A 23,479-nucleotide genomic window follows, 5' to 3' on the forward strand; every position below is an offset into this window, starting at 1 on the left:
CAACAAACCAACCTACAGGATTAAAACCATGACCGTAAGCATCCAAGAAGTCATGACCACCTCGCCGGTAATGCCGGTCATGGTCATCAACCATCTCGAAAGCGCCGTTCCGCTGGCAAAAGCGCTGGTCGACGGCGGACTGAAAGTACTGGAAATCACGTTGCGCACCCCGGTGGCGCTGGATGCGATTCGCCGCATCAAGGCCGAAGTCCCCGGCGCGATCGTCGGCGCCGGCACCATCATCAATGTGCAAACCCTGCATGCCGCGATCGAAGCCGGCGCCGAATTCATCGTCAGCCCCGGCGTCACCGAAACCTTGTTGGACGCCGCGTTGGAAACCAACGTGCCGCTGCTGCCCGGCATCATCACGCCGAGCGAAGTGATGCGCTTGTTGGACCGAGGCATTACCGCGATGAAATTCTTTCCGGCCGAAGCCGCCGGCGGCATTCCGATGTTGAAATCGATCGGCGGTCCGCTGCCGCAAGTAACCTTCTGCCCAACCGGTGGCGTCAATCCGAAGAACGCCCCGGAATATTTGGCCTTGAGCAACGTCGCCTGCGTCGGCGGCTCATGGATGGCGCCGGCCGATCTGGTCGATGCCGGCGATTGGGCGGAAATCACCCGCCGCGCCGCCGTTGCCGCCCAATTGAAAAACTAAGACATTTTCTCCGCCAGGGACGGCGGAAAACCGCGCTTGGCAGCGTCAACGGTATTTCCCCCAAATGTCCATCGTGTTGAAAACCGCCCTGCTTTATCTACTCGCCGCTTGGCCGACACTCGGCCGCGCCGACGATCCGAGCCTGGCAGCTTTATTCGCGGAACGTCAGCTAAGCGGCACTCTGATCATCGCCACCGCAGACGGCAGCCAACGCTACGTCCACAACGACGCCCGCGCCGGCCAACGCTACGCAAGTGCATCGACGTTCAAGATCCTCAATACCCTGATCGCCCTGGAAGAAGGAGCCATCGACAGCAACGAAGTGCTGAAATGGGACGGCGTCGCGCGGTCGTTGCCGGACTGGAACCGCGACCACACCCTGGCCAGCGCGTTCAAGACCTCCTGCGTCTGGTGCTATCAGGTTATGGCGCGTCGGATCGGCGGACAGGCCTACCGCAGCTATCTCGACGACATCGATTACGGCCGTTTGGCGTCGGATTTTAATCCCACCGAATTCTGGTTGAACGGCGATCTGCAAATCAGCGCGGCGGAACAAATCGAATTCCTGAAGAAATTGCAAAACCGCGCACTACCGTTCGCCGACGAGCACTTTGAAACGTTACGGAACATCATGCTGGTGGAACGCACGCCGACCTACGCACTGCGCGCCAAAACCGGCTGGGCGGCGCGCGGCCAGCCGCAGATCGGTTGGTATGTCGGCAGCCTCGAAACCGCTGCGGCGACTTGGTTGTTTGCGTTGAATATCGACCTACGCTCCGAACAAGACCTGCCGTTGCGAGCCCAACTGCTCCGCGCCGCGTTGCGAGCCAAGGGTATCGCCGATTTGCCGCCATGACCATGCAAGCCTTGCTGCTGGACCGGGAGTTGAGTTACCGGACCGACCGACCGATCCCAAAACCGGAAGCCGGCGAAGCATTGATTGAAATGCGTCTGGCCGGCATCTGCGCGACCGACCTGGAATTAGCCCACGGCTACGCCGGTTTTGCCGGCATTTTAGGCCACGAATTCGTCGGACAAGTGGTCGAGGTCGCCGATGCGAACGACCGCCATTGGCTAGGCAGTCGAGTGGTGGGATCGATCAACATCGGCTGCCGCCTATGCCCGACCTGTCTGACGACCGGACCTTCGCATTGTCCGACCCGGCGGGTGCTGGGCATCCGCGCTAAAGACGGCGCCTTCGCGGACTTCTTCACGTTGCCGGTCGCGAATTTATTGCGACTGCCGGACCACGTCGCCGACGAGACCGCCGTGTTCGCCGAACCGTTGGCCGCAGCCTTGCGGGTCGTCGAACAATTGCAAGACCTGCCGCGCGGCGAGATCGGCGTGCTCGGACCGGGCCGGCTCGGCCTGTTGATCGGCCGAGCATTGGCGCTGGCCGGCCATCGGGTCACGATGTTGGGCCGTACCGAAACCTCGCTAACGCTACCCAGGTGTTGGGGCTTGCAGGCCGGATTGGCCGCCGATTTTCCAGAGAGCGGTTTTTCCTGCATCGTCGATGCCAGCGGTACCGCCAGCGGCTTCGCGGCAGCCTTGCGCCTATTGCGCGCGCAAGGCTGTTTAGTCCTTAAATCCACCTTCGTCGCCGATCACCCAATCGATCTCAGCCCGCTGGTCGTCAAGGAAATCCGTTTGCTGGGATCGCGATGCGGCCGTTTCGAGCCCGCCCTGGACAGACTAAGCGCCGGCGACATCGCCGTCGAGACGTTGATAGAAGGCGTTTTTCCGCTCAGTGCCGGCCCGGCGGCGTTCGCCACGGCGGCTCGACCGGGGGTACGGAAGATTCTCCTGAAACGTTAATCGGTCGACGGTAAACGCCGGCAACTCCGCTAGACTTACCGACTTTTTCAGGACAACCTCGAGGTTGAACGATGACCGAGACCTTATTTTCGCCGCTGGCCTTGGGCGAGTTGGCGTTGCCCAACCGTATCGTGATGGCACCGCTGACGCGCTGCCGGGCCGACGCGGATAACGCGCCGCATCAACTGCACGCGCTGTATTACGCCCAACGCGCCAGTGCCGGACTCATCGTCAGCGAAGCCAGTCAAATCGTTCCCGAAGGTCAGGGTTATCCGGCCACGCCGGGTATTCATAGTTCGGAACAAATTCGAGGTTGGCGGCAAGTGACCGCCTGCGTCCACGCCGCCGGCGGCCGGATGTTTCTACAGCTTTGGCACGTCGGCCGGGTCTCCCATCCCTGTTATCAACCGGCCGGTAAACTGCCGGTCGCGCCGTCGGCCCTCGCACCGTCCGGCATGGTCGGCACGCCAAGCGGCCCGCAACCGTTTGTTATTCCGCGCGCGCTGGAAATCGGCGAGTTGCCCGCTATCGCCGCCGCTTACGCTCAAGCCACCCGCAATGCGATGCAGGCCGGTTTCGATGGGGTTGAAATTCACGCCGCCAACGGTTATTTGCTCGATCAATTTCTGCGCGACGCTAGCAACCAGCGCCAGGACGGCTACGGCGGCAGCGTCGATAATCGGATGCGTCTTTTGAACGAAGTCGTCGATGCCGTAACCGCCGTGGTCGGTAAAGACAAAGTCGGCGTGCGCATTTCCCCGGAAAACAGTTTTAACGACATGCGCGACAGCGATCCGCAATTTTTGTTCGACGCCGTTGCCGCCGAGCTGGCCGGCAGAATTGGCTATCTGCATGTCGTCGAAGGCGAAGACCGACTCAATCGCTCGTCGAACTTCGACTACTCGGCGCTGAGGCGTCTGTTTGGCGGCGTGTACGTTGCCGCTTGCCACTACACCGCCACCCGAGCGGCCAGCGCGGTCGCGGACGGCCGCGCCGATCTGGTCGCCTTCGGCCGCGCCTACATCGCCAACCCCGATCTGGTGACCCGCCTACAACTAGGTCTGGCGCTGAACGCGCCGGATTCCGAGCATTTTTACGGCGGCGATTGGCGCGGTTACACCGACTATCCGCTCGCCAGCCGATGATTGCGCGCTAGTCGCGTTGCCGCACCGCCGCCGACGGCAAGGCTCGGCTGACCGCGTCGTACAATACGTCGGCGACGATGGGCTTTTGCAAAAGCGGGAATCCCGCAACACGTACCGGCGCCAAGGCCTCGAGCCCAGTCTCGCCGGTCACCACCAAAACCGGAAACTCGCCGTGACGGCCGCGTAAACGCCGAACCAGCGCCAAGCCTTGCTCGCCTTCGGCCAAGCGTAAATCCACAATCAATAAATCCGGCCGGCCAACATCGGAAAACAACGCGTCGGCCACGCGCGCCGATGCCGCCGTTTCGACTCGGCAACCCCAGCCTTGCAGCAAAATGCGCATCGCTTCCAAAATGTCCGCCTCGTCGTCCACCACGTAAATCCGTTTGCCGCTTACTCCCGATACATCGGCGTCCGCGTTGACCGGCCTTGGTTCATTGCCGGTCGCCAAGGTCCGAAAGCGCAGGGTGACCCGGGTGCCGACACCCGACTCGGAAGCCAGGGCAATGTCGGCACCGATCAATTCGCACAAACGCTGGACGATCGTCAAACCCAAGCCGACACCGTGTTGCTGATCGCGGCCTGGATTGTCCAATTGGTAAAACTCCTCGAAAACCCGGGTCAATTCGCCGGGCGGAATGCCGCGTCCGGTATCGGCGATCTCCAACACCGCCCACTCGTCTCGCCGCGCGGTCGACACCACCACTTCGCCTTGCTCGGTGTATTTGATGGCGTTATCGAGCAAATTGCGGACGATGCGGGCAATCGCCACCGGATCGTCGAACAACCTGACCTGCCCCAAACACCGCACCAAGCGCAACGACTTATCTTCGGCCAAGGTGTCGAATTCGGAGCAGACCTCGGCCGCCAATCGATCCAGCGAAATTCGCCGCAACTCCGGCACGTATTGGTCCGCCGACAAGCGCGACAAATCCAGCAAGCCGTGCAGCAACCCGCCCAAATTGCGTACCAGACGATCGATATTACCAGCCACCTCCGGCAAGGCCTCCGCGGCGGGGTTGGCCACCAATACCGCGCTATACACCGACAGTGCGTGCAAAGGCTGACGCAAGTCGTGACTGGCGGCGGCCAGCACCCGCGCCCTGGCCCGCGACGACGCCTCGGCCCGCGTCACGGCTTCCCTGACTTCGGCATTCAGTTGCTGCAAATCCGCCAACGTGCGATCCCGCTCCCGCCGAATCGCCACCGAACGACGCAACAACTGTTCGCCGTCACCGGCCACGCTGACGATGAAACACCAGTACAGCGTGGTCAAGCCGGCGACCACCAGGCTCTGCTCGGGATATTGACCGGCCCAGCAGACTGCGGTCGGCACCATGATCAGTAGCGAATACGCGGCCAAAATCCGCGGAGACGACACCGCCACCGACACGCCGGCGGCCGGCATCGCAAACAGCACGATCACGAGCAGGGCTCGATCCGGCAACGGCATATTCGGTATGAACAGCCACGCGCTCAAGCCCACCGTCGCACCGACGCCGGCCGCCAAACCGATCAAAACCCGGTGGATCGCCGCCGGGTCGGCGCTCGGCGCCATCCGCAGCACCCTGACGGCGTAAAGGGCTCGGCCGCACTCCGCGCCGACCGTCAACAGACTCCAGCCCACCAGCCAGCTCCACGATGTCGAGCGGTACGCCAACAACGCCACTCCTAAGGCCAATAAAGCCTGGACCCAGGGCAAGCGCAACAACATCCTGGCGTGCAAGCCGATCAACTCGCGCAAAACCTCGCATTCGAAATCCGCGCGGTCGGCATCTTCCAAACCGATCGCGGCCTCGCGCCCGAACCGGCGTCGCCAATCAGTTTTCACTGGGCAGCAACCGCAGCCGGCCAGTCTTGATCACGGCTTCGGTGCGATTATGCACGTCCAGCGCCTTGAACAACGCGGCAATGTAGTCCTTGACGGTATACTCGGACAAACCCAGATCGCGAGCGATGGATTTGGTCGGCAAACCACGGCACAGACCTCGCAAAACATCGCGTTGGCGCGGCGACAAATTAATCGGCGCCCAATCGCCATCGCTCACCGCCATCGCCGCCGGCAAATACACCGCGCCAGCCATCACGTACTTAAGCGCTTCGGCCAACACATCCGGCGCCGAACTTTTCGGAATAAAACTCATCGCGCCGGCATTGATACACGCCCTGACCGTCGCCGGTTCGTCGCTGGCGGTCACCACGACCACAGCGACGTCCGTGGCAACCGTTTTGATGTCGGCGACCGCCGCCAATCCGTCCTCGCCGCGCAAACTTAAGTCCAACAAACACAAGCGCAGGTCGGCGTGCTCGGCAGCGACGGCCAAGGCCTCGGCAATCGTCCCCGCTTCGAAGACCCGCACCGAGCGGTCCAAGGCTTGCAGCAACAAACGCAGGCCGGCTCGAAATAACGCATGGTCGTCTAGTAACAGAATTTTCATCGGCAACCTTCCTCTGAACAGAGCGGCTTTTATACTGAGCCAAATTTTAGCGCTCGACAACATCCCTCCATTTGGCGGAATTGCGGTCGGGCATTCAGGCTGATTACACTGCCCACCGGCCCTAACGCCCCTCTGCTAAAGCGCTAACCGTACTCAGAGTGGAACGCGCCAAGACCGGGAAATCCGCCCAGCCGCTTCATCGTCCGCTGGCCTGGGACAAACGAATTTCCGACACCGACCCACAACGTCCTCGAGTCCCGCAAGGCAGAGCCTTGTCCGGTTAACGAGGCCGTCCCCAACCTGGAGAAAACCGATGTTCCAAGCTCGTTACTCAGCCCAGATCAGTCTGGCCCTATGGGTGCTTAGCAGTACCCCAAGTTTCGCCGCGCCGTTGAATCCTAACGACTTTGCTTCGTTGGGCAGTTTGTCGCTGACCCAGACCGTTGGCGATTATCTTTTCGATACCGGCAACGGCACACCGGTTCTGAAAGCACCGGACGGCTCGGTGTTGTACAGCGGCGTTGTCAGCGGCGATATCGCCGTGTTCAATTTCGATTCGGTGTCTATCGCCAGTCAGGTGACGGTCAAGGCCACCGGGACATTGTCGTTGGGCTTGCTGTCGCTGAGCAGCATTCAACTGAACGGCAATTTGAACGCCAACGGCTTCAACGCGAATAACGGCACGCCCGGCGAGGGCGGAGCCGGCGGCGGGCGCGGCGGCGCGGCGCCTTTCGGGGCCGGCGAGGGTAGCGGCGGCGGCATCGGCAAGGGCGGCTTGCCCGGCTTCGGCGACGGTGGCGGCTTCGGCGGTCACGGCGGCAACGGCTTCGGCGATGTCGGCGGCATTGCCTACGGCGATCTGCATCTGAAACTGGAAGGCGGTAGCGGCGGTGGCGCGTCGGCCAATTTGTTCGGCAGCGTCGCCGGCGGTGGCGGTGGCGGCGCGATCGAGTTAGGTGCGTTGTCGTCCATCGATTTCGGCGGCGGCTTGCTGACCGCCACAGGCGGCGACGGTAGCGGCGGTACCGCGCTGCTGGGCGGCGGCGGCTCGGGCGGCGGTTTGTTGTTACACGCGCCGACGATTTCGTTTACCGGCAACACCACGGTCAGCGCCGACGGCGGCGGCGCTTTCGGCGGCGGCGGCCGGATATTGTTTCTGACCGACAGCGGCGGTTTAAGCGGCGAAATCACCCATCTGTCGGTCAATCCGGCACCAACCGGCGGCGCCGTCGCCGGCGTCATCGAATACGGCAAACTGTCCGCGGTGCCGGTACCGGCCTCGGCTTGGCTGATGCTCAGCGCGCTGACCGGATACTTGGGCCTGCGGCGCAAGGCCGCATAAACCGCGTTCGACCGCCGCCGAGTCGACCGGCCTCGGTGGCGCTGCTAGCGCCCCAAACGTTGCTCCAGCGCCAACACCCGCTGGGTGGTTTCCAGCACGGTATCGGGATTCAGGCTCATCGAGTCGATGCCGATTTCAACCAAATATTCGGCCATCTCCGGATAATCCGACGGTGCCTGACCGCACAAACCGGAATGGCGACCGTTGCGGCGGGCGCCTTCGACGGCCAAGCGGATCATGGTTTTGACGCCGGGATCGCGCTCGTCGAAGTCGTTGGCCACGATCTCGGAGTCTCGATCCACGCCGAGCGTGAGTTGGGTCAAGTCGTTGGAGCCTATCGAAAACCCGTCGAACAGTTTGGCGAATTCGTCGATCAGAATCACGTTGTTGGGAATCTCGCACATCACGTAGATTTCCAAGCCATTTTCGCCACGCTTGAGGCCGTGCCGCGCCATGCTCTCCAACACCCGTTCCGCTTCGCCGATGCGCCGACAGAACGGAATCATCAGGACCACGTTGGTCAGTCCCATGCCGTCGCGCACCCGTTTCATCGCCGCGCATTCCAATGCAAAGCCTTCCGCGTAAGTCGGATGCACGTAGCGCGCGGCACCGCGAAAACCGATCATCGGATTCGCCTCGTCGCCCTCGAACCAGCGCCCCCCCAGCAACGTCGCGTATTCGTTGGTCTTGAAATCCGACATCCGCACGACGACCGGCTTCGGATAGAATGCCGCGCCTATCGTGCCCACCCCTTCCGCCAGCCGCTCGACAAAAAAGTCTTCCGGCTTGGCGTAAGCTTCGGTCAGCGCTTGCAATTTGACCAACTCCTCGGCGTCCCGAACCTTATCGGGATGGATCAAAGCCAAGGGATGGGCCTTGATGTATTCGGTAATGATGAATTCCATCCGCGCCAAACCAACCCCGTCGTTCGGCAAAAAGCTGTGCTTGAAGGCCAGTTCCGGATTGCCGAGATTCAACATGATCTTGGTTTTCGGCCGCCGCAGCTGGGCCAGATCGGTATGGCTGACCTCGAAACCGACTTTTCCGCGATACACCTTGCCGGCATCGCCTTCGGCGCAACTGACCGTGACCTCGCTGCCGCTGGAAATCGCGCTGGTCGCGTTTTCGCAGCCGATCACCGCCGGCACGCCCAACTCGCGGGCAATGATCGCCGCGTGGCAGGTCCGCCCGCCCCGGTTGGTAACGATGGCGGCGGCGGTTTTCATCACCGGCTCCCAATCCGGCGTGGTCATGTCCGCCACCAGCACTTCGCCGGGTTTGAAGGTCGACAACTTAGCCACATGGTCTATCACTCGCGCGGTGCCGGCCGCGATCTTGCCACCGACCGCGTGGCCGCGCGCGATCACCTCCCCCGCTTCGGTGAGACGATACTGCTCCAACACATGACCGGCTTTTTGCGAGGCCACGGTTTCCGGGCGGGCCTGGACGATGTACAAGCAGCCGTCCAGACCGTCCTTGGCCCATTCCATATCCATCGGCCGGCCATAGTGGTTTTCGATTTTGATCGCGTAATCGGCCAGTTCCAGCACTTCGGCGTCGGCGATGCAATAGCGGCGCCGCTCGTCGTTAGCGGTCGCGATATTGCGGACCGGCTCGCGGGTACGGCCGTCGCTATACACCATCTTGATTTTCTTCGCGCCCAGATTGCGCCGCAGCACCGCCCGATAACCTTGGGCGAAAGTCGGCTTATGCACGTAGAACTCGTCAGGATCGACGGCGCCCTGCACCACGTTTTCGCCCAAACCGTAAGCGCCGGTGATAAATACCGCCTCCTGGAAACCGGACTCGGTATCCAGCGAAAACATCACGCCGCTGGCCGCCAAATCGGAGCGCACCATTTTCATCACGCCGATCGACAAGCTGATCTTAAAATGATCGAAGCCCTGATCGATGCGGTAATGAATGGCACGGTCGGTGAACAAACTGGCAAAGCAGCGCTGGCAGGCATCCAGCAAGGCCTGACCGCCGCGAATGTTCAAATAGGTATCCTGCTGGCCGGCAAAGCTGGCGGTCGGCAAGTCTTCGGCGGTCGCCGAACTGCGCACCGCAACGCTCAAGTCCGCCCCGTACTCCTGTTGCAATCGGGCGAAAGCTCGGTGGATCTCGGCCTGCAAATCGGCCGGCAACGGGGCCGCGTAAACCAGATCGCGCGCCATTTGGGCGCGGCGAGCCAGGTCGGCGACGTCGTCGGCGTCCACGTCGTCCAGCAGTTCGTGCAAACGCGGCCAGATCCCGGCTTGATCCAGTACGTAGCGATAAGCCTCGGCGGTAATCGCGAAGCCGTTGGGGACGCGGATACCCTGGCCGGCGAGTTCGCGATACATTTCTCCCAACGACGCGTTTTTGCCGCCGACCAGCGGGATGTCGCGGATGGTCAACTCGTTGAACCAGCGGATGTATTGATAAGCTTCCGACATGAGACACTCCTTGGCTGTTGTTATCGTGATTACGCCGACTGTCCGGCCGGCCGTCTTGGTTTGGGCTCTAAAATTCTGGGATTCGGCGCTCGGACCCGAAGCCGCTCAACCCGACGGAACTTCCGGCCGTTTCCGAGTCCGCGCCGCTGGCTAAGCAAGCGACTATCGGCATACGCCGTTCACAAGCTTCGACAGTTCGCGAAGCGGATCGGTCCCTACTTGAATATAGTCTAAATGCGGTCCCGGCGACGATCAGACGGAACCGCCGGCGCACGCGGGTTAGCGCTTGATTTTGAACACGCGCTCGCGATAACGCACGACGATGCCATCCTCCTGGATTTCCCGCAATTCGACCTGATCCTTGATGGTCTGGCCGGGCACGTATTTGACCATGTCTATCATCACGAAGCGCTCGGCCGGCGTGGCCGAGTAACTGTAGACATTGATCGGCAGGCTGGGTAGCGATTGGCGCAGCGCCGGCGGTAAATCGTCCAGTGTGTCCAACCCGCTTTTTGGCCGCGGCGGCGCGGCGGCCGGCGCAATCGCGGCGACGGCGGCTACCTCCGGAACGGCCGGTTTCGGCGCGGGGACGGCCGGCGCCTCAGGTTCCGGCGCCGAATCCTCGCGTGCCGGCTCGGCCACTACCACCGGCTTCGGCGCGGCGGTTACTTTTGGAGGTTCGGGGGCCATTTTCTTGGCCGCGCCGGCCTTATCCGCCACGCTGCTTGCCGCAACCGTCCGTGGCGGCGGATCGGCCTTCGGCGCCGACGGCCGTTTCCGTTCCGGCTTGCCGGTCTGGCCGGCCGACACCGGTTCGGATTCCGCGTCGGGCCGCGGCGCCCGGTTTGCCGCGATGGGTTGAACGGCCTCCGGCTTGCCCGGTGCAAAGCCCAGGAAATACGTCAAAATAGCCGCGTTCAGCAATACCAATGCGACAACGATTTTGGCGATGCCCTGTCGCGCGGGGGCGGGTTGTACCGCAATCCTGGCCGCGACCGTATCCGGCTGTAGCGCTTGCCGCTCCTGCTCGGATTTACGCAATGCGTTTAAGATGTAAGACATATCGATAAGACTAGCGGGGGTTGATGTCCAAAAGGGGCGAATCCTCCGCCCCACTCCGGTTCTGCAACTGAATCAGGGTACGCGCGCCGGCAATGCCGTCCGGCGTCAATTGCTGCTGGCGTTGAAATGCCACTAGCTGGGTTTTTAACGCGTCGTCGAAAAGCTGCGGATCACCGCCGGCGGGAACCTCGGCGACTTTGCCGATCTGTCGGCGCAACCATACGACATCGGCGGATTTTTGCGGCGGCGCGATTTCGGTCAAGCCCGGCCGTGGCGGTCGCCACAGCAGCAGATAATTTCCGTCCCACAGCGTTAGCAGCTCGACCAGCGGGAAGGACTTGTCGCCGTTAATCCGGACCTCCGCGCGGCTCGGGTCCGCGCCGGTCAAAAGTACGTAGCGCTTTTGGCCCCGCGTATCGCTCAACACCAACAGGGCCGGACGGTCGAGGCGTATCAATTCCCGCCAGCTCGCCTTGCCCGATAAGCAACTCAAACCCAACGTAGCGATCGAGTCGCAATTAACCGGTGTATCGGTCGTCGGCTTTTGCCGCCAAATCCGCAGTAGTTCGGCTAACGCGACATCCGGAGACGCCGGCGCCGCATCGAGCCATTCCTGGAAAGCCGGCGCGAGCGGCTTGGCCTCGACCGGCGGCGGCGCCACGGCGACGGCCGCCGCCGATAGCGCAAGCGGCTTGGCGGTTTCGACAATAGGTCGATCCGTCCACCAAACGTAGCCCCCCGCCGCGACACTGAGTGCCAACGTCGCGGCGGCCGCCACGTAGCGCTTTACCGCTGCTCGCCGGGGCCCCAAGGTTTCGCTGGCGGCGCGGACGATGATCGCCGGACCGATCTGGCGGGTATTGGTCGCGTAAGCGCCGAGCAAGGCTCGGTCGCACAAGATGTTGATCAAGCGCGGCACGCCGGCGGAATACCGGTAAATTTTGCGAATGGCCGCGGCCTGAAACAAACGATGGCTACCGTGGCAAACCCGCAAACGGTGCAAGATGTAGGCACGGGTTTCGTCCAGCGACAGCGGACCCAAATGATAACGCGCGGTAATCCGTTGATTGAGCTGGCGCAGTTCTTGGCGAGCCAACATTTGGTTCAACTCGGGCTGGCCGACCAGAATAATCTGCAGCAATTTGGCTTTGCTGGTTTCCAGATTGGTCAGCAGCCGAATCTGCTCCAGTACCTCCAGACTCAAATTCTGAGCCTCGTCGATCAGCAGCACGCTGCGCCGACCTTCGGCGTACGCAGCCAATAGATAAGCATTGATGGCATCGATTAAACTCTTCGCACTCAGACTTGCATGGGCGATACCCAATTCGTCGCATATCGTCGCCAATAATTCGACGGCGGTCAGTTTGGGATTCAGGATCAACGCGATATCGACGTTATCGGGTAGCTGTTGCAACAAGCAGTGGCACAAGGTGGTTTTGCCGGTGCCGACTTCGCCGGTCAAGGCCACGAAACCGCCGCCTTGATTGATGCCGTACAGCAGATGCGCCAAACCTTCCTGATGGCGCTCGCTCATGTACATGAACCGCGGATCGGGCGAGATCGAGAACGGTCGTTCGCTGAAATTGAAATAGGACTGGTACAAGGTTTTGACGGCTCGACGATAGGTTGGCCGGATGCTAATGCAAAGCCCGGCAAATTGCACTCAAATTGCGCTCCGGCGGACGACCAGCCTACATCCCCGTACCCGACCGAAAGCTAAAGCGCGCCACCAGCGGCGCCCAGTGCCTCAATTCTCGTAAGTTTGTCGGCTGCGTCGTTCGGTAGGCGGTCAATGCGCCAAGCACGTACTTAGCCTCGTTAGCGTAAATCAGGCTGCGCAGGTAGTCGTCGAACAACTGGAAAGCATCCTCGTCGCGATGTTCGTCCAAAAAGCGCAGCATGTCCAGCGAACTGCGCGGCGCGCCGGTGACCAAGGCCAACAGCGTCATCGCGGTCCGGTATTCGCCGTTGGCGCCGTGTTCTAAAACAAAGGTTTCCCGCTCCAAGGCATCGATCGAGGCTTTCAAGATTCGGTAGGTATTGACGAAGCGCTTCAGCCGGCGCGGCGACTTGCCGACCGCGCCCGCCAGGCGCAGCATGTAATTGCGTTCCTCGGCGGCGATGTCCAACAGTTCCGCCCCTTTCGGCGTTGGTGAGGGCTGGGCCTTGGCCGCGTCGAGGTGAGCCGCTTGCGACGTCGCGGCCTGTTGATCGGCGGCCGGCAAGTCCGCGGGCTTCTGCTCCGCGGCGTTATGCCCGGATTCGACACCGGCTTGGCCGACCGGCGCCGGCAACAATTCGAAAATCAGATTGCGGCTGGCTTGTTCTTCCATCGGCGGCAACCAAAACGGAATCTGAAAGATTTTTTCCAAATAATCGAGCGCGGTCGCGCCGTCAATGTCGGCTCGGCTAAGCGCCGTCGGCGTGGTCTGGCATTGTTCGTCGCCCGGCGTCAAATGGTTGGGGTATTTTTCGGCCAATGATCGGGCCGCCCAGCGAATGTCCACGCCGACCACGACCACGAACAACTCGAAGGCCAGCATCAGGTGAATCGCTTCCAGCACCGCCACGACGCGATCGCTGGGACAACGGTCCAGGTCGTCGATATACAACACGATCCGATCGATGGGTTCCGGCGTGGTCGGTGCGGACTCGGACTCCCGGCGCATTTGCTTCATCAAATCGCTCAAGGTCTGGAAGTCGGCGCGGATGGCCGCGACAATACCTAGATATTGCTCGTAGTTCCTGCCGCTAAGGCGTTGCTCCACCAACCGGGCAATACGTTGCGCCGACCGGCTTTCCGCGACGGCTTGCTCGGCTTGTTCGACGTTTTGTATTGCCATCAGTAGCGAGGCTTCCGCATCGGCCAGCTTGGCCTGAGATTGCCGAAAGGCTTCCTCGGCAGACAGGAGATCGGCTTGATTTTCCAAGTGTTTGGCGGCCAGCCGGCGGTCTAACTCACCGCTCAAATTATCGAATTGATTCAAGCCCTCGGACACTGTTTTCAAATGGCCTTTCGCCCAAGCGATTGCCATCCCGCCGACCGCGCCCAGTTCGGCAAGCAAGGTCGATAGCATGGCCCAAGCATTGCCTATCCAGTCTCGAAAAACCGTAGCGAACAATGAGACGACGACGAGTACCAGAATCGCCACGACCGTCAGTTTACGAAATTCATTTTTGGAAATCGGCGCGCGCGACAACCAGCTCAAAGCCGACCGCACTTTGCCGGTTGCCGAGCGACTGTCGCGCACGATGTCCATCAAAGCGCTCACGGTTTGGCGGCCTTCCAGAATGTCTTGGCGAATGCCGCGATACCCCAGGTAATCTTCAGCCAAGACCAGCAAACGCTCCAGGTTTTGGTCCGCGATCACTTCGGCGTTGACCGCCGCGACGACATCGACAGCGCTTAGCGCCCGCACTTTTTCGGCTTCCAGTCTGGCCTGCTGCCGAACCGCTTGCAGCGCATTATTGCGATCGTCTTGTTCGTCACGTGCTCGGTTAAGCTGATTCTCTGCCTCCGCTCTGGCCTCTTTAGCCAAGTTTAAATCCTGTTGCACCGAGGCCAAAACATCGGACGCGTCACTCGGGCCAAGCAGCGCTTGATTTAACTCCTGGAAAATGGTCTGAACCAGACTGGCCCATAAGTCTTGCTCCGCGTAATGCCAGGCATTGAAACGGATCGACAGGATTCGCCGGCAAAACAGACGCTTGCCGTCCGGCCCGAGCGTGGAATTGGCGCACAGCCGCTCGGTTTGCTCGCTGATTAAGCGCATGAAAAAGCTCTTGCCGGCACCCCAATCGCCGAAAATGCCGATCGACAACGGCGGTCTGACCTGTTCGGCGGCCACGACCACCGCGAACGCGGTCGCATAACGCGCGACATCCAGCTTGTCGATGCCGGTATCGGCCGAATCCGAGCTATAGCCGGCGATGGTCGGCGGCGTGGTACCGATCAAGTGAAAGCGCCATTGCAAGCCGTCGTCATTGACCCAGCGCCGGGTAAAGTCGCCCAAGACTCGATTACGCAGCAACGGTAGGCTGACACCTACCCGCTTCAGTGTTTTATTGGCTGTCGAATCCGGCGAGACCAACAGCGAGGCGATAATATGGCGGACACCGATGATTTCGGTTCCGCTAATCGCCCGGGCTAGCGTCCGCGCTCGATCCAAAATATTCTTGAAGCCGTGCGTCGCCGAAAAAGAGCTGCCGCTACCGGCGAACGGGGAATCGAGGGTCGTCAGCGTTCGAGGCTCGCCGATTTTTAGCGGGATAGCGACCAGTTCGGCGAAGGTCGCGCAATCGGGCACTTCGCGCAGCGACACCAGCAGATCGAGCAAGCTTGCCGAGGAAAATAGCGGCGGCGAGTGGCTCGCTATCGTTTGTTCCAAGGTGCGCAGCAATTGCACGGTTTGGGTATCGAATGCATAGCCACCCAAGAATTGTCCCGATGGTTGTAAATCGTCGGTATCCAGATACCCGCTCAACACCTGCGCCCAACCGCCAAACTCCGCCGAATAGTGATCGTGTATGTATTCGGCGAACCGGCTTCGCCACACCTCGGCTTCGAAGCCCCATTCTTGGTGCAGTTGATGGTTATGCCCTGGCGGATTCCGAAAAAAATACGCGGCCAGCACGTGGCGGGTCGCCAGCGGCGCGTCGCCGGCGCAACCGGTTTCCAAAGCCAGGGTGTGCGCCTCTTGCAGCACGGTCCGCGCCGAAATACTGATCGCGACTTGCCGCGACGCGGCCGGCCGGCCGTTACGAACGTTTTCCAGAATCGGCTCGCGTTGCGCCTCGGTCAGGCGCCGCTGCCGGTAGAGGTTTTCGACCGCAACGCCGCCGCGCTGAATTTGGGCTTGCAGCCAGACCGATAGCGCATCGCCGTTCCATAGCAAGCCGATCAGCAACGAGGTGTAGCTGATGTTGGCATCGTCTTCGGAAACGTCGCCGATATGGGCGGCAATTTCCAAGGCCTTCTGCAATTCCGAATCGGCGGAGAAACCCAATTCGGCCATCCAGTTTTCGCCGCTGTTTGCGCTCATGACGGACTCTGGTTTTGAGGAAGATGTAGGCCAGCTTACCGCCGGTTAGCGAGGACTTTGGGTCTCGGTCGCCTCGCGACGCTCGCGCTGATAGCGGTCGTAGTCGGGGCGTTTTTCGCAATCGTCAGCCATCGCCTTTTGGCACTGCATCTGCCTGGCATTGCTGAGCGCATGGTAACCCATCCGCTGTGCCCAATCGCTCGAACAGCCGCCGGCCGCGACCGCCGCGACGGTCAATAGCCCGGCTCTCATTCCATTCGTCATCGTTATTTTCCTTCGGCATGGCGCCGTGACGCGTTGCGGTAATAATCGGCAGCCAGACTCAGTGGAAAATCGCTACAATGCCGGCCACACGGCTTTAGTTTACGGCACCGACGATGGACATGGAAATCGCAAATCGACCCGAAAAATACGCGGCTTTTCTGAGCCTGCTCAAACACCACGGCAAACTGTCCGACAGCGACTTGAGCAAGGTTCGGCGCATGCAGAAAACCTCGCTGGACGACTCGCTGCCCCAACTGTTGATCAAGCTCGGCATGTGCTCGGACGCCGACGTCGCCAATTGCTTCGCTCAGACCAGTGGCCTGCCCAAGGTCGCCGGCGAACAATACCCGCCGCAATCGCCGCTGCCCGAGCTCATTTCCCGGCGCTTTCTCAAGCAATACCACGTGGCAGGCCTGGAAGCCGGCGAGGATGCCGTCACCGTCGCGGTGCTGGATCCGGAAGACGACTACGTCGCTCAAGCCCTGCAACTGGCGACCGGCAAGCCGGTTGCGCTGAAAATAGGCCAAATGTCCGACATCGACGCCGCGTTGGAACTGCAATACGGCGAAGGCAAATCGCAAATGGACCAACTGCTGGACGGCCTGAGCAGCGAAGAAGAAAACAGCGAAGACCTGGAACATCTAAAAGATCTGGCCAGCGAAGCGCCCATCATCAAAATGGTCAACTTCATCCTGCAAAAAGCCGTCGAAAGTCGGGCCTCGGACGTACACATCGAACCGTTCGAGCAAAGCCTGAAAGTGCGTTTGCGCATCGACGGCGTGTTGCAGGACATCGACTCGCCGCCGGTGGCCTCGACCGCCGCGGTGCTGTCGCGGATCAAGATCATGGCCAAGCTCAACATCGCCGAACGCCGCCTGCCGCAGGACGGCCGGATCAAATTGCAAATGATCGGCAAGGAACTGGACCTGCGGGTCTCGACGATCCCGACGCTGTACGGCGAAAGCGTGGTGATCCGTTTGCTGGACAAGGAAAACGCGGTCCTGGATTTTAAAACCCTAGGTTTCGTCGGCAAGCAGGCCGAGCGTTTCATGGAAGTGCTGGCGCAACCGCACGGCATTATTTTGATTACCGGTCCGACCGGTAGCGGTAAATCCACGTCCTTGTACGCCGCGCTGAAAACTCTGAACACCTCAGAGCGCAAGATCATCACCGTCGAGGACCCGGTGGAGTATCAACTGGAGGGCATCAACCAAATTCAGGCCAAACCGCAGATTGGCCTGACCTTCGCCTCGGCATTGCGCTCCATCGTCCGCCAGGACCCGGATGTGATTATGATCGGCGAGATGCGCGACCTGGAAACCGCCAAGATCGCGGTGCAATCCGCGCTGACCGGCCACTTGGTACTGTCCACGCTGCATACCAACGATGCCGCCGCCGGCGTCACCCGCTTACAGGACATGGGTCTGGAGGAATATCTGCTTAGCTCGACGATCAACGGCATTCTGGCTCAACGCCTAGTTCGCCGATTGTGCCCCGTTTGTAAGCAAGCTCATCCGGCCTCCGACACGCTGATCGAAGAAATGAAACTGCGGCAGTGGCAGCCAAGCGGCGAAATCCTGCTGCACAAACCGGTCGGCTGCCCGACCTGCAACGGCATCGGCTACAAGGGCCGACTGGCGATCATCGAGTTCTTGACGATGACCGACACGATCCGCAAGCAAATCATGAAACACGAGGAAGCTTTCGTAATCCAGCAAACCGCGATCGCCGAAGGCATGCAAACCATGTACGAAGACGGCGTCGGCAAAGCCTTGCAGGGCACGACCACGCTGGAGGAAGTGCTGAGGGTGACGACCGAGGCGTAATTGGATTACATAAAGTCGTTATGTGGATTTATTGAAAATAATCAATTGTGGATTGGCGAAATCCGATCCAAGGCGGAAGTTCGTGTATTTATCTTGAATGTCGGTTTAAAATTTAAATCAGCCATTCAAATAATAAAAGTTGTAGGGTGGATAAGCGAAGCGCCATCCACCTATTTGCGTTCCTATGGTGGATGGCGCTTCGCTTATCCACCCTACGGCCCTAAGAAAAGATATTGAAATTGCCAGGCGAGTTGCCTTGTAGAACGGAAATCCTTGGAAATGCGATAGACAGCAATTGGTAAAATGGCCCTAGCTCACCGGAGGTAATATGTATGCCGCAATTAAAGGCATTTACGAAAACGGCCAAGTCATACTTGAAGAAACCCCGGCAACCAATACGAAGTCGAAAGTAGTTGTTATGTTTCTTACCGAAGAACAAACTGTAGCTAAATCTGTCCATCAAGCCCGGTAGGTACGATTAGCATAGCGTAATCGTACGAAGACAAAATACCATTATGCGTTTTATATAATTCTAAACCTAGCAGTTGTCGGAGGCCAAAAATGTTGCAAGAACTGTTAATAGAAGAAATCAAACGAATTCCCGATGAAAAACTCGCCGAAGTTTACGATTTAATTCACTACTTTAGACTCGGTTTGGCGCAAGAAACCCAGGCAGTCGAAAACAATATTTCGGAGAGAACACCGGGTAGCTTAACGCGACTAGGTTCTTTGCAAGGGAAAAATTACAATATTCCAGACGACTTTAACGACCCGCTAGACGACCTGCGGGAGTATATGGAATGAACTATTTAATCGATACTCAAATATTAATTTGGTATCAACTAAATAGCTCCAAACTCGGCCCAGGCGTTTTAGCGCTAATCAACAATAGAAAAAATATTGTTCAAATCAGCCAGATAAGCCTTTTTGAAATCGCCATCAAACAAAAGCTCGGCAAGTTACCGGAACTGGACATCACCGTTGACGCATTGACAGGCTTGATTCGCCAAGACGATTTTAATTTGCTTGACCTAAAAACCAAACATATCAACGCGTACGCCAATATTCCATTACTTCCCAATCACCGCGATCCATTCGATAGACTATTGTTAGCTACTGCGTTTAGCGAAAACATGCCAATTATTTCCGCCGACGAGAATTTTGCCTTATACCCACCGCAAATCCAGCTCATTGCCAATCGCTAAACCATTCCATGCCTTTATATTCCTACAAAGCCGTCAACAATCAGGGTCTCGCCGAGGAAGGCGTGCGCGATGCCGCCGACGAGCAGGCCCTACTGCTGGAACTGCAAAATCAGGGTTTGATTCCGATCCGCGTCGAAGCGGCCAAGGACAAGACCTTTCTCGGGTTCAAGCTGAAAACCGCCGGCGTGCGCCTGTCCGCCAAGGAAATCGGCATGCTGACCGCCGAATTGGCGACGCTGCTGGAATCCGGCCTGCCGCTGGACCGCTCGCTGACGATCTTGCTGCAACTGACCGAGGATAAGCCCAAGCTCAACAAGCTGACCGCCGACGTACTGGACAAGGTCAAGGGCGGCAAGGCGTTGGCCGACGCGCTGGAAAGCCAGACCGGCGTGTTTTCCAAGTTTTATCTGAACATGATCCGCGCCGGCGAGTTGGGCGGCAATTTGGGCGGCGTATTGCAGCGGCTGGCCGAGTATATGGAGCGCGCCCAGGAGTTGAAGGATACCGTCAGCACCGCGCTGATTTACCCGGCGGTGTTGCTGGTGATGTCGCTGGCGTCGCTGTTCGTGATGTTGACCTTCGTCGTGCCGCAATTCAAGGAAATGTTCGATAGCGCCGGCCAGGACCTGCCGGTGCCCACTCAAATCGTGGTCGGGCTGGCCGAGTTCCTGCAAAGCTATTGGTGGCTGTTGTTGCTGGGCATCGCCGCGACGGTGCAATATTTCAAATCCCAGCTCGGCGCGCCGGCCAGCAAGAAGGTCTGGGACGGCCGGTTTTTAAAAGCCCCGCTGGTCGGCGAAATCGTGTTGACGATGGAGGTCGCCAGCTTCAGCCGCACCTTCGGCACCTTGCTGGGTAACGGCGTGTCGATTTTAAAGTCGCTGGTCATCGTTCGGGAAACCGTCGGCAACACGGTGTTGGCCGAATCGCTGGATTATGCCGAGGCCCAATTGAAACAGGGCCGAACTTTATCAGAGGCGCTGAGTCAACAAAGCCTGTTTCCCAAACTCGCCGTGCAAATGATTAAAATGGGCGAGGAAACCGGCCGGCTGGAGGAAATGCTGATGCGGGTGGCCGGCATTTACGACAAACAATTAAAACAAACGATACAACGCATGCTGGCCTTGCTGGAACCGGCGTTGATTATCTCGTTGGGCCTGATGATAGGCGGCATCATCGTCTCGATTTTGCTGGCGATTCTCAGCGTCAACGATCTGGCTTTTTAATCCAAGGAGAGACACGCGATGACACACACGATACGCCGCCAACGCGGCTTTACGCTGCTGGAACTGTTGGTGGTATTGGGCATTATCGCCATGCTGGCCGGCATCGTCGGCCCGCAGGTCATGAAACACATGGGCGCCTCCAAAACCAAGGCGGCCAGGGTGCAAATCGAGGATCTGGCGGCGGCGCTGGACATGTACAAGCTAGACGAGGGCCGCTATCCGACCCAACAACAAGGTTTGCTGGCGCTGATCGAAAAACCGTCCGACGCCAAGCGCTGGAACGGCCCCTATCTGCGTAAGGAAAAGATTCCGCAAGACCCTTGGAACGTCGATTATCACTACGTCTTCCCCGGCCAACACGGCAAGTTCGATTTGTTCAGCTACGGCGCCGACGAGAAAGAGGGCGGCGAAGGCGAGGAACAAGACATCAATAGCTGGGAATAATGACCCGGCCGCCCCGCCCCGCCGCCGCGCGGGGCTTCACGTTGATCGAGATGGCGATCGTGTTGCTGGTCGCCGTGCTCGGTTTCGCGGTGCTAGGCAACAATATCGCTTCCGGCAACCACGCCACCAAGCTGCAGGCCGTGGCGCGCGACATCGCTTCAGCGCTGCGCTATGCCCACGGTCAAGCCCTGCTGACCGGCAAAACCGCGGCGGTCACGATCAGTCTGGCCGACAACAGCTACCGAGTCGACCATCGCGACAAGACTTACGCATTCGCCGAAGACATCGACGTGTCGCTGGTGGTTGCCGAGGAGGAATTCGCCGACGGCGAGCAAGGCAGCATCCGCTTCTTCGGCGACGGTTCCTCGACCGGCGGCCGCATCACGCTGGAATGGGGCAATCTGTCCAAAAAAATCGACGTGAACTGGATTACCGGCGAAGTCGCCATTTCGGCCGTCGAACCCGACCTGCTCGACCATGCGACGGCTTGACGGATTTTCGCTGCTGGAAATTTTAGTCGCCTTTTCGATCATGGCGATCGCGCTGACTATCGTGTTGCGGGTATTCGGCAACGGCGTCAACCATGCGGGAATTGCCGAGGAATACACGATCGCGGTGCAAATCGCCGAGTCGCTGATGGCCCGCACCGGCGTTGAAACCGCGCTGGAACCGGGCGAACTGGACGGCAACGAAGGCGAACGCTTCGATTGGCGGGTCAGCGTCCAACCAGTGCAAAACAGCGGCGGCGTTCGCGAAAGTCTGCGCAAGCTGGCCGACGGCGACCAGGAACCGGCCGCGCGACTGATGCGAGTCAACGTCACCGTAGCCTGGGGCGACGACGAGCAGCGCCGGACGGTAGAACTCGATACCTTAAAACTGACCACCGCTCAATAGCCGGCATGGACCGCCCGATTCGAAACGGCTTTACCCTAATCGAAATGTTGATCGCGATGACGCTGCTCAGCGTCATCGTCGCGCTGTTGTTCGCCAGTCTGCGCATTGCCGCCGAGAGCTGGAACGTCGGCGAAGCCAAGCTGACCGAGGTCAACCAGAAAGCCGTGGTCTACCAGTTTTTCAGACGCCATCTCAGCGGCATCAAACCGGTGCCGGCACCGACCGAAGACAACGAGTCATCGCCGACCGGTCTGAGAACCGACGCCCCCGACGCCGCCAATCAAACCGCCGAGACGCTGGCCTTCGAAGGCCGTCCGCACGCGATTCGTTTCGTCGCGGCGCTGCCTTCGGCTTCGGCCCGTAAGGGCTTACAGACGTTTACCGTCGATACCGACCCTGATAGTTCGTCGGTGATTCGGGTTTCGCTGGTACCTTACGGCCAATTGCCCGACACCGCGGCAGAGGCCACGGTCCTACTGAATAATGTCGAGGACTTTGAGTTGGCCTATTACGGCACCAACGCGGAAACCGATAAAACCGCCTGGCACGAGCAATGGATCAACGCCGAGCAACTGCCGTTGCTGATTAAGGTCCGCATCGTCTTGCGAGACCACAGTTTCTGGCCCGACATGATCTTTCCGGTCAGAATCAATGCCAGACCGACGCTGACCGCGCCGCCCGCCAATGCCGAGAGCGTGGACGATGCCAACCCGAATTAATCGGCAATCCGGCTTCGCGCTGGTCATCGTCATCTGGATTTTGACCTTGCTGAGCATCATGGCCGGCAGTTTTGCATTAAGCATGCGCCGCGAAAGCAGCGTCAGTTATGCGCTGCACAAAAACGCCGAAGCGATGGCGATCGCCGAAAGCGGCATCAATCTGGCTATTTTCAGGCTGCAACAAACCGACAAGGAGCAGCGCTGGCTATCGGACGGCAGCGTTTATCAGGTCCCGACCGTGGACGGCGTCACGCGCATCAAGATTCTCGCCGAATCCGGCAAGGTAGACATCAACGCCGGTAAGGAGGAACTGCTGCAAGCCGTGATTGCCGGCGCGACCAGCGACGAGAAGGAACAAGCTCGCTTGGTGGACGCGATCGTCGATTGGCGCGATGCCGACGACGAGCCGCGTCAACACGGCGCGGAACGCAAGGAATATCAGCAGGCCGGTTTGCGGCAGCGCCCCGGCAATCGACCGTTCCAGTCCGTCGAAGAACTGCAACAGGTGATCGGCATCGACGCTGAATTGCTGGAACGCCTGCGGCCCTGGCTAACCGTGTATTCGGAACAAGCCGAAGTGGATTTCAAGGTTGCCGATCCGAAGCTGTTGCAAATCATCGGCGCCGATCTGAAAGAACGCAATGTTCATGATGTATACTTGGACAATCGTTTGGCGGCTCAGTCGTCGGACCAGGAAGACACCGGCGAAACCGGCGAGGACAGCGGAATCGCCGAGAACCAGGCTTTTACCATCACGGTGGAAACCCGGATTGGCGAAGACGCCGGCGCTGGCCTCGAAGCGGTCATTAAGTTTCAGAATCAGAACCCGGATGAGCCTCCTATAAAAATCCTGGATTGGCACCCTCGGCAAGACGCATTGTCGTTATTCGACTCGGCTATGGAATCCCAGCTAATTTTTGTTCAAGAATGAATTTACAAGCGACAATCGATTTTGACC

21 protein-coding genes are annotated in these 23,479 nt (G+C 59.6%); 14 read left to right on the forward strand and 7 right to left on the reverse strand.

Annotated elements, in window-relative coordinates:
* The first annotated feature begins 28 nt into the window (after window positions 1-28).
* The 4 genes from ACQE3E_RS15045 to ACQE3E_RS15060 all read left to right on the forward strand — a co-directional run bounded on the left by ACQE3E_RS15045 (window position 29) and on the right by ACQE3E_RS15060 (window position 3,621).
* Window positions 29-658 carry a bifunctional 4-hydroxy-2-oxoglutarate aldolase/2-dehydro-3-deoxy-phosphogluconate aldolase gene (locus ACQE3E_RS15045; RefSeq protein ID WP_313729845.1) on the forward strand — a complete coding sequence of 210 codons (630 nt, stop codon included), beginning with the start codon at window positions 29-31 and terminating at the stop codon, window positions 656-658.
* A 64-nt stretch (window positions 659-722) separates the two neighbouring features.
* Entirely contained in the window at window positions 723-1,514 is a 792-nt protein-coding gene (gene blaOXA / locus ACQE3E_RS15050) for a class D beta-lactamase (RefSeq protein WP_313729844.1), read from the forward strand.
* The gene (locus tag ACQE3E_RS15055) at window positions 1,511-2,476 is read left to right on the forward strand and encodes an alcohol dehydrogenase catalytic domain-containing protein (RefSeq protein ID WP_313729843.1); all 966 of its coding nucleotides are present in this window, start codon (window positions 1,511-1,513) and stop codon (window positions 2,474-2,476) included. Before blaOXA ends, ACQE3E_RS15055 begins: the two co-directional genes overlap by 4 nt.
* Window positions 2,477-2,547: 71 nt before the next feature.
* On the forward strand, window positions 2,548-3,621 hold the full coding sequence (locus tag ACQE3E_RS15060) for an alkene reductase (protein ID WP_427500728.1): 1,074 nt from the start codon (window positions 2,548-2,550) through the stop codon (window positions 3,619-3,621).
* Window positions 3,622-3,628: 7 nt separating this feature from the next.
* Here the strand turns inward: ACQE3E_RS15060 and ACQE3E_RS15065 are convergent, their stop codons facing one another.
* Both ACQE3E_RS15065 and ACQE3E_RS15070 read right to left on the reverse strand, forming a co-directional pair.
* Window positions 3,629-5,452, reverse strand: a complete 1,824-nt coding sequence (locus ACQE3E_RS15065; RefSeq protein WP_427500729.1) for an ATP-binding protein — start codon at window positions 5,450-5,452, stop codon at window positions 3,629-3,631.
* Window positions 5,442-6,059: a response regulator gene (locus ACQE3E_RS15070; RefSeq protein ID WP_427500730.1), complete on the reverse strand. Its 618-nt coding sequence runs from the start codon at window positions 6,057-6,059 to the stop codon at window positions 5,442-5,444. Before ACQE3E_RS15070 ends, ACQE3E_RS15065 begins: the two co-directional genes overlap by 11 nt.
* 313 nt (window positions 6,060-6,372) lie before the next feature.
* Between ACQE3E_RS15070 and ACQE3E_RS15075 the strand changes: the two genes are divergently transcribed.
* Entirely contained in the window at window positions 6,373-7,401 is a 1,029-nt protein-coding gene (locus ACQE3E_RS15075; RefSeq protein WP_427500731.1) for a hypothetical protein, read from the forward strand.
* A gap of 44 nt (window positions 7,402-7,445) precedes the next feature.
* On the opposite strand, the gene ppsA is transcribed toward ACQE3E_RS15075, so the two are convergent.
* The 5 genes from ppsA to ACQE3E_RS15100 all read right to left on the reverse strand — a co-directional run bounded on the left by ppsA (window position 7,446) and on the right by ACQE3E_RS15100 (window position 16,207).
* On the reverse strand, window positions 7,446-9,839 hold the full coding sequence (ppsA, locus tag ACQE3E_RS15080; RefSeq protein ID WP_313729837.1) for a phosphoenolpyruvate synthase: 2,394 nt from the start codon (window positions 9,837-9,839) through the stop codon (window positions 7,446-7,448).
* Window positions 9,840-10,118: 279 nt separating this feature from the next.
* The gene (locus tag ACQE3E_RS15085) at window positions 10,119-10,901 is read right to left on the reverse strand and encodes a general secretion pathway protein GspB (RefSeq protein ID WP_313729836.1); all 783 of its coding nucleotides are present in this window, start codon (window positions 10,899-10,901) and stop codon (window positions 10,119-10,121) included.
* Between the two features lie 10 nt (window positions 10,902-10,911).
* A complete protein-coding gene (locus tag ACQE3E_RS15090; RefSeq protein WP_313729835.1) occupies window positions 10,912-12,435 on the reverse strand; it encodes an ExeA family protein in 1,524 nt (507 codons plus the stop codon).
* Window positions 12,436-12,592: 157 nt separating this feature from the next.
* Window positions 12,593-15,943 (reverse strand): P-loop NTPase fold protein, encoded by a 3,351-nt coding sequence (locus ACQE3E_RS15095; RefSeq protein WP_313729834.1) that lies wholly within the window; start codon window positions 15,941-15,943, stop codon window positions 12,593-12,595.
* A 45-nt stretch (window positions 15,944-15,988) separates the two neighbouring features.
* Entirely contained in the window at window positions 15,989-16,207 is a 219-nt protein-coding gene (locus ACQE3E_RS15100) for a hypothetical protein (protein WP_139306112.1), read from the reverse strand.
* Between the two features lie 113 nt (window positions 16,208-16,320).
* On the opposite strand from ACQE3E_RS15100, the gene gspE reads away from it, so the two are divergent.
* From gspE to ACQE3E_RS15145, 9 genes are all read left to right on the forward strand, one after another.
* Entirely contained in the window at window positions 16,321-18,033 is a 1,713-nt protein-coding gene (gspE, locus tag ACQE3E_RS15105) for a type II secretion system ATPase GspE (protein ID WP_409521112.1), read from the forward strand.
* Between the two features lie 561 nt (window positions 18,034-18,594).
* Entirely contained in the window at window positions 18,595-18,837 is a 243-nt protein-coding gene (locus ACQE3E_RS15110; protein ID WP_064028109.1) for a DUF2281 domain-containing protein, read from the forward strand.
* Complete coding sequence (locus tag ACQE3E_RS15115) at window positions 18,834-19,238, forward strand: type II toxin-antitoxin system VapC family toxin (protein WP_427500732.1); 405 nt, start codon at window positions 18,834-18,836, stop codon at window positions 19,236-19,238. The genes ACQE3E_RS15110 and ACQE3E_RS15115 overlap by 4 nt, the downstream gene beginning before the upstream one ends.
* A gap of 8 nt (window positions 19,239-19,246) precedes the next feature.
* Window positions 19,247-20,464 (forward strand): type II secretion system F family protein, encoded by a 1,218-nt coding sequence (locus tag ACQE3E_RS15120; protein WP_427500733.1) that lies wholly within the window; start codon window positions 19,247-19,249, stop codon window positions 20,462-20,464.
* Window positions 20,465-20,482: 18 nt separating this feature from the next.
* Window positions 20,483-20,908, forward strand: a complete 426-nt coding sequence (gspG, locus tag ACQE3E_RS15125; RefSeq protein WP_064028101.1) for a type II secretion system major pseudopilin GspG — start codon at window positions 20,483-20,485, stop codon at window positions 20,906-20,908.
* On the forward strand, window positions 20,908-21,399 hold the full coding sequence (locus ACQE3E_RS15130; protein WP_064028099.1) for a GspH/FimT family pseudopilin: 492 nt from the start codon (window positions 20,908-20,910) through the stop codon (window positions 21,397-21,399). The genes gspG and ACQE3E_RS15130 overlap by 1 nt, the downstream gene beginning before the upstream one ends.
* On the forward strand, window positions 21,386-21,802 hold the full coding sequence (locus tag ACQE3E_RS15135; protein ID WP_064028097.1) for a type IV pilus modification PilV family protein: 417 nt from the start codon (window positions 21,386-21,388) through the stop codon (window positions 21,800-21,802). Before ACQE3E_RS15130 ends, ACQE3E_RS15135 begins: the two co-directional genes overlap by 14 nt.
* Before the next feature lie 5 nt (window positions 21,803-21,807).
* Window positions 21,808-22,521 (forward strand): prepilin-type N-terminal cleavage/methylation domain-containing protein, encoded by a 714-nt coding sequence (locus ACQE3E_RS15140; RefSeq protein ID WP_281020807.1) that lies wholly within the window; start codon window positions 21,808-21,810, stop codon window positions 22,519-22,521.
* Window positions 22,505-23,452 (forward strand): general secretion pathway protein GspK, encoded by a 948-nt coding sequence (locus ACQE3E_RS15145; RefSeq protein ID WP_064028093.1) that lies wholly within the window; start codon window positions 22,505-22,507, stop codon window positions 23,450-23,452. The genes ACQE3E_RS15140 and ACQE3E_RS15145 overlap by 17 nt, the downstream gene beginning before the upstream one ends.
* Window positions 23,453-23,479 lie beyond the last annotated feature (27 nt).

Origin of the sequence: Methylomonas sp. MED-D (genome assembly GCF_050276835.1) — a bacterium.
GTDB classification, from domain to species: Bacteria; Pseudomonadota; Gammaproteobacteria; order Methylococcales; family Methylomonadaceae; genus Methylomonas; species Methylomonas koyamae_A.

Coding starts and splice junctions, on each gene's coding strand:
- ACQE3E_RS15045 (WP_313729845.1), top strand. CDS start 29: ATGACCGTAAGCATCCAAGAAGTCATGACCACCTCGCCGGTAATGCCG.
- blaOXA (WP_313729844.1), top strand. CDS start 723: ATGTCCATCGTGTTGAAAACCGCCCTGCTTTATCTACTCGCCGCTTGG.
- ACQE3E_RS15055 (WP_313729843.1), top strand. CDS start 1,511: ATGACCATGCAAGCCTTGCTGCTGGACCGGGAGTTGAGTTACCGGACC.
- ACQE3E_RS15060 (WP_427500728.1), top strand. CDS start 2,548: ATGACCGAGACCTTATTTTCGCCGCTGGCCTTGGGCGAGTTGGCGTTG.
- ACQE3E_RS15070 (WP_427500730.1), bottom strand. CDS start 6,059: ATGAAAATTCTGTTACTAGACGACCATGCGTTATTTCGAGCCGGCCTG.
- ACQE3E_RS15075 (WP_427500731.1), top strand. CDS start 6,373: ATGTTCCAAGCTCGTTACTCAGCCCAGATCAGTCTGGCCCTATGGGTG.
- ppsA (WP_313729837.1), bottom strand. CDS start 9,839: ATGTCGGAAGCTTATCAATACATCCGCTGGTTCAACGAGTTGACCATC.
- ACQE3E_RS15085 (WP_313729836.1), bottom strand. CDS start 10,901: ATGTCTTACATCTTAAACGCATTGCGTAAATCCGAGCAGGAGCGGCAA.
- ACQE3E_RS15090 (WP_313729835.1), bottom strand. CDS start 12,435: ATGAGCGAGCGCCATCAGGAAGGTTTGGCGCATCTGCTGTACGGCATC.
- ACQE3E_RS15095 (WP_313729834.1), bottom strand. CDS start 15,943: ATGAGCGCAAACAGCGGCGAAAACTGGATGGCCGAATTGGGTTTCTCC.
- ACQE3E_RS15100 (WP_139306112.1), bottom strand. CDS start 16,207: ATGACGAATGGAATGAGAGCCGGGCTATTGACCGTCGCGGCGGTCGCG.
- gspE (WP_409521112.1), top strand. CDS start 16,321: ATGGACATGGAAATCGCAAATCGACCCGAAAAATACGCGGCTTTTCTG.
- ACQE3E_RS15110 (WP_064028109.1), top strand. CDS start 18,595: ATGTTGCAAGAACTGTTAATAGAAGAAATCAAACGAATTCCCGATGAA.
- ACQE3E_RS15115 (WP_427500732.1), top strand. CDS start 18,834: ATGAACTATTTAATCGATACTCAAATATTAATTTGGTATCAACTAAAT.
- ACQE3E_RS15120 (WP_427500733.1), top strand. CDS start 19,247: ATGCCTTTATATTCCTACAAAGCCGTCAACAATCAGGGTCTCGCCGAG.
- gspG (WP_064028101.1), top strand. CDS start 20,483: ATGACACACACGATACGCCGCCAACGCGGCTTTACGCTGCTGGAACTG.
- ACQE3E_RS15130 (WP_064028099.1), top strand. CDS start 20,908: ATGACCCGGCCGCCCCGCCCCGCCGCCGCGCGGGGCTTCACGTTGATC.
- ACQE3E_RS15135 (WP_064028097.1), top strand. CDS start 21,386: ATGCGACGGCTTGACGGATTTTCGCTGCTGGAAATTTTAGTCGCCTTT.
- ACQE3E_RS15140 (WP_281020807.1), top strand. CDS start 21,808: ATGGACCGCCCGATTCGAAACGGCTTTACCCTAATCGAAATGTTGATC.
- ACQE3E_RS15145 (WP_064028093.1), top strand. CDS start 22,505: ATGCCAACCCGAATTAATCGGCAATCCGGCTTCGCGCTGGTCATCGTC.